The sequence below is a fragment of the Parabacteroides sp. AT13 genome (genome assembly GCF_002272965.1).
In the GTDB taxonomy this organism is placed as follows: domain Bacteria; phylum Bacteroidota; class Bacteroidia; order Bacteroidales; family Tannerellaceae; genus Parabacteroides; species Parabacteroides distasonis.
The window spans coordinates 1,018,311-1,035,101 of the sequence record NZ_NQMH01000002.1; the positions used below are offsets into that span (position 1 = coordinate 1,018,311).

At 47.6% G+C, this 16,791-nt stretch carries 11 protein-coding genes; 2 read left to right on the forward strand and 9 right to left on the reverse strand.

The features are described from left to right. The gene (locus CI959_RS18655) at positions 1-1,770 is read left to right on the forward strand and encodes an ATP-binding protein (RefSeq protein ID WP_008772333.1); all 1,770 of its coding nucleotides are present in this window, start codon (positions 1-3) and stop codon (positions 1,768-1,770) included. An 80-nt stretch (positions 1,771-1,850) separates the two neighbouring features. Then, positions 1,851-3,920, forward strand: a complete 2,070-nt coding sequence (locus tag CI959_RS18660) for a sensor histidine kinase (RefSeq protein ID WP_057316962.1) — start codon at positions 1,851-1,853, stop codon at positions 3,918-3,920. On the opposite strand, the gene CI959_RS18665 is transcribed toward CI959_RS18660, so the two are convergent. The 9 genes from CI959_RS18665 to CI959_RS18705 all read right to left on the reverse strand — a co-directional run bounded on the left by CI959_RS18665 (position 3,915) and on the right by CI959_RS18705 (position 16,790). Next, positions 3,915-4,679, reverse strand: a complete 765-nt coding sequence (locus CI959_RS18665) for a LytTR family DNA-binding domain-containing protein (protein ID WP_057316961.1) — start codon at positions 4,677-4,679, stop codon at positions 3,915-3,917. The genes CI959_RS18660 and CI959_RS18665 overlap by 6 nt on opposite strands. After that, complete coding sequence (locus CI959_RS18670) at positions 4,676-5,737, reverse strand: sensor histidine kinase (RefSeq protein ID WP_057316960.1); 1,062 nt, start codon at positions 5,735-5,737, stop codon at positions 4,676-4,678. The genes CI959_RS18665 and CI959_RS18670 overlap by 4 nt, the downstream gene beginning before the upstream one ends. Further along, on the reverse strand, positions 5,734-6,660 hold the full coding sequence (locus tag CI959_RS18675; RefSeq protein ID WP_011966172.1) for an efflux RND transporter periplasmic adaptor subunit: 927 nt from the start codon (positions 6,658-6,660) through the stop codon (positions 5,734-5,736). Before CI959_RS18675 ends, CI959_RS18670 begins: the two co-directional genes overlap by 4 nt. An 18-nt stretch (positions 6,661-6,678) precedes the next feature. Next, the gene (locus tag CI959_RS18680) at positions 6,679-10,989 is read right to left on the reverse strand and encodes a CusA/CzcA family heavy metal efflux RND transporter (RefSeq protein WP_011966171.1); all 4,311 of its coding nucleotides are present in this window, start codon (positions 10,987-10,989) and stop codon (positions 6,679-6,681) included. A 214-nt stretch (positions 10,990-11,203) separates the two neighbouring features. Continuing rightward, positions 11,204-12,097, reverse strand: coding sequence for a 4-hydroxy-tetrahydrodipicolinate synthase (dapA, locus tag CI959_RS18685; RefSeq protein ID WP_005857419.1), 894 nt, complete (start codon positions 12,095-12,097; stop codon positions 11,204-11,206). A 52-nt stretch (positions 12,098-12,149) separates the two neighbouring features. Then, complete coding sequence (locus CI959_RS18690) at positions 12,150-12,671, reverse strand: hypothetical protein (RefSeq protein ID WP_005857421.1); 522 nt, start codon at positions 12,669-12,671, stop codon at positions 12,150-12,152. Then, entirely contained in the window at positions 12,672-14,666 is a 1,995-nt protein-coding gene (ligA, locus tag CI959_RS18695; RefSeq protein ID WP_005857423.1) for an NAD-dependent DNA ligase LigA, read from the reverse strand. A gap of 1 nt (position 14,667) precedes the next feature. Next, a complete protein-coding gene (locus CI959_RS18700) occupies positions 14,668-15,651 on the reverse strand; it encodes a PCMD domain-containing protein (protein ID WP_005857426.1) in 984 nt (327 codons plus the stop codon). Positions 15,652-15,686: 35 nt separating this feature from the next. Beyond that, positions 15,687-16,790, reverse strand: coding sequence for a sulfotransferase (locus tag CI959_RS18705; RefSeq protein ID WP_005857428.1), 1,104 nt, complete (start codon positions 16,788-16,790; stop codon positions 15,687-15,689). Position 16,791 lies beyond the last annotated feature (1 nt).

Here is a 16,791-nt window from a genome sequence, read left to right on the forward strand (position 1 = left end):
ATGGTAAAGATAGATGGTGAGAAAAGACACCGGATACCGTTTAGCCAACGGCTTTTCTGGTCGGTCTTTTTTATGTTCTTGGGCTTTACGGTCTGTTTCCTGCTATTCCAATATCAGCGGGAAAGGGAGTTCGCGCAAGAAAAGTTGAACAATGTGTTGAGTAACTATAATTACCAATTATTCCGCAAATGCCAACAAAGTACGGACATCAACCAGACCGTAATAAGTTTCATGGACGACATCCCTCAAAAGGATTTGCGGGTAACCATTATAGATCCGTCCGGCGACGTATTATTTGATAATAGCGGGACGGATGAGTTCAATAATCATAACGATCGAAGCGAGGTACGCAAAGCCCGATTATATAATGAAGGGTTCGCTATCCGTTCCTCGGAATCTACGGGAAAAAGGTATTTCTATTCGGCATCGAATATAGGAGGTTATATTTACCGCTCAGCCCTGCCCTATGATCCATATGTAAGAGGGATATTGACGGTAAACAAGGACTTCATTTATTTCATGGCATTGATGACCTTGATTTTCTTCTTTGTCCTTTCCCGTTTTACTTTCAGCATAGGTAAAACGATATCCAAACTAAGGGATTTCGCCTTAAACGTAGAGAAAGATCGAATGCCTGCGGTCGATTATGTTTTCCCGAATGATGAGCTAGGTGACATCTCACAGAATATCGTAACCTTATACCATCGGCAGCAGAAAGCGAAAAACGAGTTATCCATGGAGCGGGAAAAGCTTATCAAACATTTCCAATATTCCAAGGAAGGCTTCGCCATGTTTACAAGTGAAGGGCGGGAGATTCTTTCTAACATCCTATTCATTCAATTCATAAATGTCATATCCGACACCCAGATCCACCAAGTGGAAGACGTTACTGATATAGCCGAATTAGAACCAATCCGTACCTTCTTGAATAAGAATATCCGGAATCTGAATCGGAAAAAGAAAGTATTAAGAGAGTCCGTGACTATTGACAAGAACGGTAAAATATTCTTGATCGAATGTATTTTATTCCTCGATAATAGTTATGAGATCTCTATTAATGATATATCCCGTCAAGAAGAAGAAAGCCGGATGAAACGACAGCTTACGCAGAACGTCTCTCACGAGCTGAAAACACCGGTCAGCAGCATTCAAGGGTATTTGGAAACAATCCTATCCAACCCAGATTTGAGTCCGGACAAACGTCAATTTTTCTTGGAACGTTGTTATTCCCAAAGTACCCGCCTTACAGGATTATTACGAGATATTTCCGTATTAAACAGACTTGACGAGGCATCCGAGATGTTCGACCTCACGGAAGTAAATATCACGAAGCTTATCGCCGAGATACAAAAAGAATGCTCCCAAGATATGGAAGAAAAACACATCACGTCGGAAATTATCCTCCCGGGAGATCCGACCGTGTTCGGGAATAACTCCCTACTCTATTCCATATTCCGGAATCTATATGACAACGCGATCGCTTATGCGGGAGAAAACATAAAGATTACCGTCAACTGCTATAAAGAAGATCCTAAATATTATTACTTTAGCTTCTCCGATAATGGAGTGGGTATCCCGGAAGAACATATCAATCGCATATTCGAGCGCTTCTACCGGGTAGACAAGGGACGCAGTCGTAAGATCGGAGGAACCGGATTAGGATTATCTATCGTTAAAAACGGGGTTAATTTTCATAAAGGACAAATATCGGCGAAGAGCAGTCCGGGAAAAGGGGTTACTTTTTTCTTCACTTTGAAAAAGAAACTATGAGGCAGACCTCGAAAATTCCATAACATACGCTTGATATTTAATATTAAAATGTATTTTTGTATTGAACATCATACAATATCATGAGAAATACCTATTTAGTATTATTTATCTATTTAATGATCCCAATGTTTTCTTTAGCGGAAAACACCTATACTACCCAACAAAGGGAAGATAGTCTTTTATCCCTATTAAAGTCCTCGCCAACCGTAGATGAACAGATCAAGTTATATAAAGATTTAGCGACAATGTACAGGCAAACGCCCAAGGAGATTGTTTACCTAAACAAAATGGCGGATGTGGCAAGCTCCACTTTGAAAGGTCATGCTTCTTTATATTACGCATGGGCCAACTTATCCCGCCATTATTACAATATACAAAACAGGGATAGCCTGATTTACTGGTCGCATAAGATAGATTCATTGGCCGCGGCCAAGAATGAGGTTCCAGACGCATTATTCGATGCACGAGGATTCATTTGCCAAATGGATCTATGGGACGGCAATTATGAGTTAGCAATGAACGGGGCGATCAGCCTATACAACTATGCCCGTGATACAAAAAGTGAATATGGATTGATTTGTTGCAATGAGAACCTAGGTTTAATCTATCAAGAGATACATCGGGATAGTGATGCGATAGTAGCTTATCGGGAAGGTCTCGATTTATTACAGAAACGAGGTGACAATCCGAAATTCGAGATGCAATACATGGGAAACCTCATCGAATCTTATCTTCGAACCGACCATTTCACCGAAGCCAAGGAATTATTAACTCGTTACGATGAAATGATCCAAGATAGAGAAAGAGAGAATGAAGAGCAAGGAACCGCTTTCCCCGTGGATCGTTGCCGTGCGTTAATGTATGTTTTTTATGCGGATATGTATGTCCTTCAAGACAAGCCCAAGGAGACATTGGACGCCTTGTTGAAAGCGACACCGATCGTAGAGAAAACCGGAGATGATTATACGGAATTCTGCTACAACTTCGTTTTCGCCAAGTATTACTATTTAATAGGTATGTATGAAAGGGCGCTGAATATCATAGATAAAAATAAATTAACAGAAGAAGATATACGAACCTCGGAGCTGAAAGTCGAGATACTCGAAGCATTGGGACGTTATAAAGAAGCGCTCGCATTTAGTAGAGAAGTTGTAGAACATACCAAGATGTTGCATGACGAGGCCTTCAACCGGCAGATCAATCAGCTCCGGACATTACATGATCTAAACAATCAAGAGATGCAGGCATATGAACTACAGCTACGTGAACAACAACTGCATACCCAAAGGTTGTTAATGATTATTCTACTCGTAGTATCGATCGTTCTTTTAGTGATGCTATACATCGTATACAAGTCCTATCGCTCCGCACGCCGCTACCAACGAGAACTTATGAAAGACAAGGAAGCCTTAGTAGAGTCCGAGCGTCAACTTCGTACAGCCAAAGAGATAGCGGAACACGCCAACCAGATGAAAAGCACGTTTATCGCCAATATCAGCCATGAGATCCGTACGCCACTTAACGCAATTGTCGGCTTTTCGGAATTAATATCCGATGAATCTATTTCCGCTGGCGAAAAGAAAGAGTTTTTCTCCATTATCAACAATAACTCTTATTTATTACTTAATCTGATAAATGACATTCTTGACCTTTCTCGCCTAGAATCCGGGAATATGAAGTTCATTATAGAGAAGACAAGCTTATCAGATTGTTGCCGGAACGCTTTGGCAAGTGTAGAGCACCGGGTCTTTCCGGGTGTTCAATTGACCTATACACCTTCTGAAGACCCCTTACATATCCAGACAGATTCGATACGTCTCCAACAATTATTGATAAACTTATTGACCAATGCCTGCAAGTTCACGAAAGAAGGAGAGATCAACCTATCTTATCAAATAGATGAGGACAAGCAGCATGTACGTATCACCGTAACCGATACCGGATGTGGAATACCGGAGGATAAGCAGAAAGCCATATTCGAGCGTTTCGAAAAGGTAGATGAATATGCACAGGGTACAGGCTTAGGGTTATCCATCAGCCAAACAATTATCGAGCATTTAGGTGGCTCCATTCAATTAGACCCGACGTATAAGCATGGAGCCCGGTTCATCGTACTCCATCCCTACAACCCTTTTGATAATCCATCATGACGTAAACCACGTCTTGAAATCCGGCACTCTCGCCTTGCTAACCAATATACGGTCCAAGGTCGGTACGATCAAATTGATCGCAAGGCGTCCGTTAAACCAGAGATCGATATCTTGCACCGCCTTTCTGGATATCAAGTACTGACGATTGATCCGGAAGAACAAGGCGGGATCAAGGCTATCGGCGAGCTCATCCAAGGTCTGCGTGAAAAGGTATTCTTTCCCGTCCGTCATCACCGCCTTTACATTTCCGTCCGCTATATAGAAAAATAAGATCATATCCACGGAAACAGGTAGCAGCTTATCCCCTTTCATAGGGATCAAGAAATGCGTTTTATATCCTTCCACCCGCTTCAAGGCTTGCATGACAGCGGAATAATCGATCGCTTCTTTCTCCACAGCCGTCGATTGTAACCGTGACAGCTTATCCAAAGCTTTCCGTATATCATCCGCATCGATCGGTTTCAGCAGATAATCTACGCTATTCACTTTAAACGCCTTCAGCGCATATTCATCATAGGCTGTCGTGAAAATGACCGGGCAAGAGATATCCACATGACCGAAGATCTCGAAAGCCGAACCATCCGCCAAATGGATATCCAGAAAGATAAGTTCCGGCATTGGATGCGATTGAAACCATTCGACACTATCCGTAATACTATCTAGGACATCGATCACCTCGATATCCGGATCAACCTCTCCCAGCAATGCCATCAAATTACGGACAGCCGCTTTCTCGTCTTCTATTATCAAAGCTTTCATACCAAAGGAATTGTTACGCTGAATATACTAGCATCTTCTTTTATGGAAATATCTTTCTTATACAAGAGGTTATAACGTTTACTCAGGTTCACCAAACCAATACCGGTGCCTCCGCTATGTGTCAATTTCGGTTGGATGGGATTGCTAACCGTCAAGGAATCATGGTCAGAACGAACGGAAATGGTCAATGAATGACGGTTGCTAATCTCGTTATGCTTCACGGCGTTCTCGATCAAAAGCTGCACCGACATAGGAGGCAGTTGCTTAGACTCGTGCTCCTTCCCTAAGTCTATATCGAAGACCAGATTATCCTCATAGCGCATTTTCAAAAGGAAGATATAAGCGTTCACGAAATCCATCTCCTCCCGTAAAGTAACACTACGGCACTCATTCTCTTGCAAGGTATAACGTAAGACACGGGATAACTCCTGCAAATATTCTTGTGCCTTCCCGGGAGTCTCCCGGATCAAGGAACGGAGCGTATTCAAGGAATTAAATAACATATGAGGATTAAGCTGGCTCTTCAAGGCCTCATATTGGTTCAATAGATTCTCCGCCCGCAATTGCTGGTTCTCGACCTGTACTTGCTGGCTTTGACGAATCAGGTAAATCATATAGCAACTACCCGTAACGACGCACGACATGATAAAATCCCTCAACGGATGCAGATAATGATGCACCAAGGCGTCGATCGCCGGGATATCAAACTGATGGTGCAAGAACACGAAACCCTTTCCTAATAAATTATTCACGCACCAAGTCATCACGAACGAGAGCAGGACCTTCCGCCAAGAGATATGCGCTTTCTGCCGATTGAAACCAAAGACATACGTGTTCATCGCAAATAACAGTAAGAGGGACACGAAGGTGAAAAAGACCTCATTCGCTACATCCAATACCGACATATCCGGAAAAAGAGCGTTCTGCCCGGTAACGTCAAACAACGACACCAATTCCGGGAAATGGATCAAGAAGGCCACCATGATCGATATGATGACCAACGAGAACACATATTTATTCTTTATATTCATTTTCTTCATGAAGGCAAAGATAGTCATTTCTTCTCTACCCGTGCGGAAACATACATACCGGGACGAAAACGAGGATTTGTCTCTTTTACCCGAGCGTACATTTCCAAGGAACGGCTCGTCTCGTCCACCTCCTGTCCGATCGAGATCAAGACCGCATGGAAGGTCTCCTTCCCCATTCCATTCACCCGGAACTGCACTTGGTTCCCAATGGATAAGTCCGCTAAATCCTTCTCATAAGCGGTCAGGCAAAGAAGAGTCTCGCCTTTATCGATCACATCACAGATCGGTTCGCCCGCGTTCACGTATTTACCGAGATTAATGGACAGCCCGGCGACATAACCGCTCAGTGGCGCTTTTACCTCCAAATAAGGTTGGATACCGTCTTCCAGAAGATCGCCGGCGGAGACACCTAGGATAGCAAGTTGCGCAGCGGCGGCATCTTGACGGCTCTTCATGGAAAGATAATCCGCCTTGCTTTGCTGGAAACGTTTTTGCGAGGCCGCTTCTTGCTCGCTCAAACGCTGTTGCCTTTTATACTCAGCCTCTAAGTATTCCGTTTGGGCATGGGCATCCAAATAGGTCTGTTGCAACGTGATAAAATCCGGATTCTCCAAGCTGACGACCACGGAGCCCTTCTTCACATAATCGCCCGGAAGCAGCGTAGTAGCATGAACCGTGCCTCCCATCGTCAATGTAACCGTAGCCTGCCGCTGCGGGGGAACTACCATGATCCCGTTGAAAGAGGAGTGATTCGGAAGGGCCGTAGCCGAGGAAATCCCATCCACCTCTACGCTATCCACGGATGGTTCGGACGGTACGTTTTCTGCTACTTGAGTAATAGCGGGCCGGGCAGTTATGTCTTGCGAATCGCCCTGTCCTTTCTCCGCATTGTTTGTCATACTGCATGCGGCCAATGCCATAAGAGCCGCAGGAATCCATATCTTTTTCATCTTATACTATTTTTCTGGTTATCTACTATACAACTCCAACTCAAGCGCCGATATATTATAGGCATATACGGCCTCGATATATCCCCGCCGGATCTCCCGGGCGGCGTTCAGGCTTTGGACAAACTGCGTGATATCTGTCTCGCTCTCTTTGAACTGTACCGTCGCGCTCTTCAACAAAGCATCCGCTTCCGGTAAAGCGCCGGTCGTATAATAGCGGATATGCTCTCCTTCCTTACGAAGCGCAACGCTCAACTCCTCCACCTTATTGTTCAACTGACGGATGTTGCTCTCCGCTTCCGTGCGGGCGATATAGGAATCGATCTTCGCTTGCCTTACCCGGCTATGCTGCGGGAAGAACAATACCGGGAACGAGATCCCGACCATCCAAGAGTCCAGACCGCTCAACGGGGCTATTTTCTGACGCACATATCCTACCGATAGTTCCGGGAAGAAACGGCTTCGTTCGATACGAAGCATGGCTTTCTTCTCATCGGCCACGCTCCGGAAGTAATTCAGATGGATATCGGACGGAGCGATCTCGGCTACGCGAGCGGGGAATAAAACCAATGTCGTATCCATAGGCAGCAATGGGGAATCCGAATAACAAGTCCATGAGAAACGACGGGCAGCCAATTGCAACTCCTCTTCCGCCTGCGACAAACGGGTCTGTAGATCGGCGACCAAGGTAGATGACATATTCCGCTCCAATAGCGTGATATCCCCTTGCTCATAACGCAACTGACTTGCCTTTCGCAAACGTCCGGCCCACTCGATCTGCTCTTTATACAAGGCACATAGATGAAAGGCATATTGATAATAAGCCCATGCCCGTTTTACCTCGGCCGTAATCTCCTTCTTCACCAAGTCCCGGTAATATTCTCCCGTGGCGACTTGACGGTTCACCAAGGCGTTCTTATAAAATGGGGTCAATAGAGAGCCCAAGGATTGCGTGATCTCCATCTGATTGTCGTTTCGTGTCTCACCGTTGATCTGCCCCCATGAATAATTAAAGGTGGTCGGTGACACCTCCCAGCTCTCTCCCCGTGAAGCACGACTACGTTCAATGGATGCCGTGGCAGTCTTCAGGCGAGGATGATTCTCCAAGGCGATCGTCACGGCTTCTTCCAACGACACCGTCTGTTGGGCATGCGTGGGGAATAAGATACCTAAAAAAAGAAGAAACGGCAATAGGCGCTTCAACCAGTGTTGGCGCTTCCAAGCGGCCGAGCTATTTACCAACCGATAAAATACCGGGATAATAATCAACGTCAAGATCGTGGAGACAATCAAGCCTCCGATCACGACCGTCGCTAACGGACGTTGCACCTCCGCGCCCGCGGACTTCGCTATCGCCATCGGCACGAATCCTAGAGAAGCTACCAAGCCGGTCAAGAATACGGGGCGAAGTAGATGCGGACATCCTTTCGCAAGGATACGATTCGTTGTCATTTGATATTTAGTTTGTTTTCGTAAGTTATTAAAATGATTAATCATTAATATACCATTCAAAACCGCTACGCCAAACAAGGCGATAAAGCCGACCCCCGCCGATATACTGAAAGGCAACCCTCGTAACCAAAGGGCCAGAATACCCCCTATCAAGGATAACGGGACGGTAGAAAATACCACCAGCGAGTAGGTAACACTCTTAAAGGCAAAGAACAACAGCAATAAGATCAATGACAAGGCGACCGGTATCACGATCGTAAGCGTATCGATCGCATTCCGCAAGTTCTCGAACTGGCCGCCATACTCAAAGTAGTATCCCGGTTCCAGCTTGATATGCTTGTCAAGGGTTTCTTGGATAGTACGCACGACTTTCTGGATATCAGCGTCACGGACATTCACCCCGATCACGATACGGCGTTTCGTGGCATCCCGGTTAATCTGTAGAGGCCCGTTGACCAGCTCGATCGTAGCGACCTCGCTAACCGGGATCTGGATTCCCTCGGCAGTCCGTACAAAGAGCTTATCCAAATTCAGATCCGCCACTTTATCATTATCCAGACGAAGCACCAAGTCGAAACGTCGCTCATTCTCGAAAACGACACCCGCCGCCTCTCCCGCATAAGCCGTACGGATGATCGTGTTCAACTCCTCTATATTCATCCCGTAACGGGCGATCTTGGCACGGTCGTAGTGTACGACCAATTGCGGCAGCCCCATCGCCTGCTCCACGATCACATCGGCGGCTCCCGGTACTTGCTCCACGAAAAGAGAAGCTTCCTTCGCCTTCTTATAAAGCTCCGCCATATCCTCTCCATATAGCTTGATCGCGATATCCGCCTTGGCTCCCGTCATCAATTCATTGAAGCGAAGCTGGATCGGCTGGCTGAAGTTAAACTCCGCCCCCGTAATCGGTTCCAAGGAAGCCTTCATCTTCTCCACCATCTCCGCACGGCTGGAGGCCGAGGTCCATTCCTTGAAAGGTTTCATCACGATCATGATATCTGCGTCTTCCACCGCCATCGGGTCGGTCGGAACCTCGGCCGTTCCGATCTTGGCTACCACGTGTTTGATCTCCGGGAAACTCTTCATCAAGGTCTCTTCCGCTTGCTTCGATAGCTCGATACTATGCGTCAGGGAACTACCGGCGGGAAGCGTCATCTGCATGGCGAAATCCCCCTCATCCAGCGTAGGGATAAACTCCGCCCCTAACCTCGTGAATAAGAAAAGGGACACAGCCAGAGCCGCGAAAGAGCAAGCGATCGTTCCCCAGATATGACGCAGACAGAAATGAAGCGTACGCCTGTAAACCCCATTTAATTTCCCGAAGAAACGATCGGCGAATGTAGGCTTCGAAGAGATCGTACGCTTTAGGAACAGGGAGGCCATCATCGGCACGTAGGTGAGCGAAAGGATCAAAGCTCCGATAATACAAAATACCAAGGTCTTCGCCATGGGGGTAAAATACTTGCCCTCTATCCCGGTCAGCGTAAGTAGCGGGAAGAAGACGATCAAAATGATCAATACGGCAAAGGTAGCGCTCCGGGCGACATGACCGGCTCCGGCCTCGACCTCCCGGTCCATCTCCTCGGCAGAGAGCGTACGCCCCATCAACCGCCTCGAATAGATATGCGCCAACATCCCCTCCAATATAACGATCGATCCATCGACCACGATACCGAAATCGATGGCCCCCAAACTCATCAAATTGGCGGAGACCCCGAAAACACGCATCAAGATAAAAGCGAAAAGCATCGCCAACGGGATCACGGAAGCCACGATCAAGCCGGCCCGCACATTCCCCAAGAAGATGATCAATACGATAAAGACGATCAACGCTCCCTCTATCAAGTTACGGATCACGGTGGATATATTTCGGTCTACCAATTCGGAACGATTCAAATAAGGTTCTACACGAACACCTTCCGGCAACATTTTCTGTACCCTTTCGACCCGTGCCTCCAGTTCCTTGGTCACGACATTGGCGTTCGCACCCTTCAACATCATGGCGATACCGCCCACGCACTCTCCCTCGCCATCCTTTGTCATGGCTCCAAAACGCTTGGCGGAACCAAAGCGAACCGAGCCGACATCGCTTATATGAATCGGTATCCCTCCACGGTTCGTGATCACGATGCGCTCGATGTCCTTTATCTTGCCGATCATTCCCTCGCTACGGATGTAGTAAGCCTTATTGATTTTCTCGATATAACTGCCGCCCGTATTCTGGTTATTCCGGTTGAGCGCCTCGAACACCTCGCCGATCGTAATATTCAAGGAATAAAGGGCATCCGGATCTACCGCCACCTCATACTGTTTCAGATAGCCGCCAAAGCTATTGATCTCCACGATACCCGGTATACCGCTCAGTTGCCGTTTCACGATCCAGTCCTGAATGGTACGGAGTTCCATGGCGTCGTATTTCTCCTCATAACCGGGCTCCACGCTCAATACATATTGATAAATCTCGCCCAAGCCGGTCGTGATAGGCATCAGCTCCGGCGTACCCAGTTCCGTGGGGATTTCTCCCGCCACGGTCTGTATCTGCTCGTTTATAAGTTGGCGGGCATCCAAGGTAGGCACGCTTTCCTTAAACACGACCGTTACCAATGACAGGCCAAAGCGGGAAACGGAGCGGATCTCTTCCACGTTCATGATATTACTCATCGCTATCTCGATAGGCATGGTGATCAATTGCTCTACCTCTTGCGGGGCCAAGGTTGGCGATACCGTCACGATTTGCACTTGATTGTTCGTTATATCCGGTACGGCATCTATCGGTAAAGTCATCATGGCATAGATTCCCCCCAGAAGCAGAAACAAGGTTGTCAACCCAACGAATAGTTTCTTCTGAATAGAAAAATGGACAATCGCTTTAAACATCACTTCATTTATTTAATATAATAGTTACAAAAATAAAAGGTAAGCGTTTGTCTGCCCCGTATAAAATAATGAAGTGACCGAAATCAAGGTTGAAGTATCGGTATGAGGAGTTGGAGCATATCAATAGAAAAAGGCTTCACATGCCCTCTATGACACATGAAGCCCCTTTTGTTATCCTATATAAATAATAAGAATCGTTGCCGTTAAAAGCGGATCAGCACTTAATGCTCAACTGTCGCAACACCTCACGGATCTTCTCATACGTGACGATACGTGTAGGAACCAAAGGCAAACGAAGCTTATTCTCGATAAAGCCCATCATATTTAACATACTCTTCGCTCCGGCAGGATTTCCATCCACGAACAACAGGCTGAACAGCTCCGTGAAGCTGTGATGGATCGTACGTGCGCTATCATAATCACCCGCCAAGGCCAGACGTACCATACGGCTAAACTCACGAGGGAAGGCGTTACCGATCACGGAGATCACTCCCACCGCACCTAATGTCATTAAAGGGAAAGTAATACCATCGTCACCGGAGATCACGTTGAAACGGGCCGGCTTGTTCTTGATGATATCATCCATCTGGGTGATATTGCCGGAAGCCTCTTTCACGGCGATCACGTTATCGAACTCACGGGCGATACGAAGCGTGGTCTCGGCCGTCATGTTCACACCCGTACGCCCCGGTACGTTATAGAGTACGATCGGTAAATGAGTAGCGTTGGCGATCGCCTTGTAATGCTGGTAAATCCCTTCTTGGGAAGGCTTATTATAATAAGGTACGACCGAGAGGATAGCGTCGATACCCTCAAAATTATCTGTCTTCAACTTCTCGACAACCGACCGTGTACAATTACCTCCCACGCCTAATACGATAGGGATACGGCCCCGTACACGAGTCACTACCAAGCTTATAATGTTTTTCTTTTCTTCTTCCGTAAGTGTAGGGGTTTCCGCTGTAGTACCCAGCACTACCAAATAATCCGTACCGTTCTGCACCTGATAATCCACCAGCTTGCCTAACGCCTCGTAATCTACACTCTCATCTTCCTTGAATGGCGTGATCAACGCCACACCCATTCCTTTTAAATTTATGTCTGCCATGGGGAAAATATTCCTTTTTGTTATTTAGCACTGCAAAAATAAGGAAATTATATCATTTAGCACGGATGGAACGCAAATAAAATAATATCTGTCCGAATAAATACTGAATATCGTCCTTATCTGTTACAGTCAAGCCTAAGTCGTACCATTCTTGGCCCGGATACTTAATCCCGACCTTGAAGGCGGATGGATGCCGGAGAGCGATGTATTGCAAGGCATAACAACCCGGCCGGGTGATATCGATCAAGATATCCGCCTTGAGAGCGCCCACCTTTTCCAAGACACTATCTGAAGGGAATCCCCACGCATTGAGATCGCTCTTTGAATGTACAGGAATATTGGAATCGTCGAAAGGAATATCCGCTCCTCCGGACGGCACATACACACACGTCTTGATATCCTTCTTCGCCTTGCGCAAAGGCTCCAAGGCCCTCATGACGTCCTCGTGATCCTCTATATTATACAAGACCAAAAGCGAACGTGCCTCATCCAAGGAAAGGGAACGATGCGGACGCCCCCCGGCGTCCGACACTAAAGCCTGTATCTTCTTCTTGATAAAATAATTCGTAAACATTTATTCCAGCATATTTAAGAACGCATCCTCGTTGATAATCTTCACACCCAGCTTCGCCGCTTTCTCCAGCTTGGCCGGTCCCATATTCTCGCCGGCAAGGATATAATCGGTCTTCCCTGAGACGGAGCCGCTATTCTTGCCGCCATGTTGCTCAATCATCGCCTTATACTCGTCACGTGAATGCTTGGAAAATGTCCCGCTGATCACGATCGTCAATCCTTTCAACTTCTCGGAACGGTTCGCCAATTGCTCCTCGGAAACCGCCATCCGCAAGCCCTGTTCCTTTAATCGGTTCACCAACGTACGGTTCTTCTCGTCCGAGAAATAACTCAATACACTCTGGGCGATCCGCTCGCCGATCTCGTCCACGGCTACCAAATCCTCTAAGGACGCCTGCTCCAATGCCTCGATCGAATGGAAAGCCGAGACCAAGCGTTTAGCGACCGTCTCTCCCACGAAACGAATCCCCAGACCGAACAAGACCCTCTCAAAAGGAACTTGCTTGGATTCCTCCAGACTCGACATCAGATTCTGGGCGCTCTTCTCCGCCCACCGTTCCAGACGCAATAAATCGGCAACCGTCAACGTATATAAGTCCGCCGAGTCTTTTACATAACCGGCGTTGTACAAATCCTCCACCGTTTCCGGGCCTATATTGATATTCATCGCCTTCCGGGTCACGAAATGCTCTATACGCCCCTTGATCTGAGGAGGACAGCCCGACTCGTTCGGACAGTAATGCGCCGCCTCTCCCTCCGGACGCACCAAAGGAGTCCCGCACTCCGGACACACACGGATAAAGCGGACCTTATCCCCCATCAGCATCGAACGAGCCTCCACGTTCACTCCCACGATCTTCGGGATGATCTCCCCGCCTTTCTCCACATACACTTGGTCGCCGATATGCAAGTCAAGCCCCTCGATAATATCGGCGTTATGCAGGGAAGCCCGCTTCACCACCGTCCCCGCCAACAATACGGGCTCGAGATTCGCCACCGGAGTAACCGTCCCCGTCCGTCCCACTTGGAAAGAGACCGAGTTCAAGCGAGTCTCGGCACGCTCCGCCTGAAACTTATAAGCGATCGCCCAGCGAGGGCTTTTCGACGTAAAACCTAAGTTCCTCTGCTGACGAAGCGAGTTTACCTTCAACACGATTCCATCCGTCGCCACGGGCAGGTTCTTACGTTCCACATCCCAATAAGCGATATAATCGAATATATCCTGTAGGCTCTGGCATTTGCGGATCACGTCCGGAATCTTAAAACCCCATGCGCGAGCCGCCTGCAAATTCTCATAATGCCCTTCGGCCGGCAGGTTCTCACCCAATAAATAATAGAAATAAGCATCCAGCTTACGGGAGGCCACGATAGCCGGGTTCTGCTGTTTCAACGTACCGGAAGCGGCATTGCGAGGATTGGCGAACAAGGGTTCCTCCTGCTCCTCCCGTTCCTTATTCAAGCGATCGAACTCCGCCCAAGGCAGCAATACCTCGCCACGGATCTCGAACTCCTCCGGAAAATCAGAGCCCCGGAGTCTTAATGGAACCGAACGGATGGTCTTGATATTCGCCGTCACGTCATCACCACGAGTACCGTCGCCACGGGTCACGGCACGCGTCAAGCGTCCTTTCTCATAGGTCAAAGAGATAGAAGTACCATCATATTTAAGCTCCGCCACAATCTCGAAAGGCTCATTCAAGGAGCGGACCGTACGATCATAAAAATCTCGGATCTCATCCTCGGAGTACGTATTACCCAACGAAAGCATCGGATATTTATGTACTACTTGCTCAAACTCTTTCGAGAGGTCGCTCCCCACTCGCCGAGTCGGGGAATCCGGATCGGCGAACTCGGGATGCGCCGCCTCCAGTTCCTGCAACTCTTTCATCATCTTATCAAACTCAAAGTCTGATATTGTCGGTGCCGAAAGCACATAATAATTATAATTATGCCGCTCCAGCTCATCACGCAGGGCTTTTATCTTTGCTTCGACCATATTAGTATATTAATTCTACGTTGTCTATCCAAAACGTATTTCCCGGAGAGCCGATATAGGCCCCTCCGTGGCTGGAGGTGAACTGCAACACCATATGCGTAGGTGCCTCGCCCGGCTCCGCCCAGCCTACCTCTTGGATAGGAACGCTTTTTCCTTTACTATTTAACGTATAACGTTCCTCTACTTGTATACGCATATACGGTTTATATTCGGGCTTGGATGTTATATTTCCATAAAGGATCGGGTAAGTAGCGTCATTTACCCAATCAGGGGTAGATTCCGTATAGCGTTGCACCATCGTACCGACCCGCTTGGAATAAACATTCCCTTCCTCGTCTTCCCATCGTTTCTGCAACAACAAGATCACCGCCAAGGAATCCTGCCCGGCCACCGTACTCTTACGGCTGAACCCCGTACTACGTACCCGATTCTTCTCGGGAGCGGCTTTCACCTTATAATCAAACCGCAACGCTTTCGGCTTCTTGGAGAAAGGCACTCCTGATTGTAACATCGCTTGGGGGTTCTTTGTTCCCTTGATCGGCTCATGCACCGTACCCAAGAAAACGGAGCCGGCGGCGATCACCTCGATATCCACCAAACCGAAAACCTTCACGCTCTCATAACGGGTCTCCATGCGGGCGCACATCCCATCCCCCCGTTTCTCCGGGAAAACAGACGTATTGGTTTTCACCACTCCCGCCACTTTCGCCATCACGTTGGAAGTAGCCCACGGAGAACCGCCCATATTACGAAACGCCGTATTACCGACAATCGTATCCGAGGGCCCCAGCTCATAAAGCCATTTCGTATTTCCCCCGATAATGCCAGACTCATGAATCTCACGGACAATCCAATTATCCATGTCTCCATAAGCGAAGGGCACCACATTCTCCGATGTCACCCCATCCCCGTCCGCGAGAACCACGGACAAAGGCATACAAGCGATTGCCAAAAATAACGCTTTCTTTCTTAAACTCAAACCCATCCCTCTATCAATTTAATACCTATCTAACCCTTTATTTATAAGCTATAGCCCCATTCCTTCAAGGCCATGCCCCAATTTTCCTCTACGAGCCGGACCGTACGATCCTCGTACTTGTATTGGTTCTTCTTGTAGCCCTTCTTCTTGCCCAGATACTTCTCTATATCCGCCTTAGACTCCTTAAAGCCGGGTAAGTTTAATGACCCGTAAATATTTTCCGTCATGGCGAAAGCGTCTTTCTCGAAATCCTCGAACTTCACTTCCACCAGATTGCCTTCCGGTATCAGGTGCTTCTCTTCCTCGTACTTGTAGAAAAGACGGCGATATACCTCGATGAAGTTCGCCTCGATCTGCTCGTTCGTGATATCCTGCAAACGCAATGGCTGGATCGTATTCGTAAAGAAACTGCGGGTACTCTCGAATACCGTATACGGATTTCGCTTCAAGTAGATGAACTTAGCGTTCGGGAACATCTCCAGCAATGTCTTCACACGCCCCGTATGCGGTGGGTTCTTGCTCAAATACTGCGTACCGTTCGTATTCCAGAGGGAAACCTTAACCAGACGCATGAAAGTATCCATGAAGATCCGCCGCTCCTCCTCCGTGATATCGTTAAACAATAAGTAACGATCGCAATACTCCATCCAGCGTTTCGGGAAGAACCAGAAATTATAATACGTATAAGGCATCATGTTCGACAAGGCGAACTCCTCCTCTTGCGGAAGATCCACCTTCAACTCCATATTATCGGTCGGACGCTTATCCGGCATCAAGAAAGCCATGTTCTTCTTGAAGAAAGGCTGTCCCCAGAGCATCAGGTGCGGGAATACCGTCTGGTACGTCGTGGTATAACCGAAATGCTTATCGCAGGCGAAGATATTATGAACAAAAGTCGTACCACTCCGCCAATGCCCCAAGATAAACAAGGGGTCCATCTCAAGCGGCTTATCGGCCAATTTCTTGAACCGGCTATCCTCGATCGGCTTCAAGGCGCTCAACAGGCGGCAAACACCGGTCGTAAGGCGATACTTACCCTTAAAGCCCTTGTCTATCTGCTGCCGGGCCGTCACCTTCCTGAACGTATCCCAATCCGCCCCGACCAACGTATTGATCGGTAGCTTATCAAACTCCAACAATCCCATA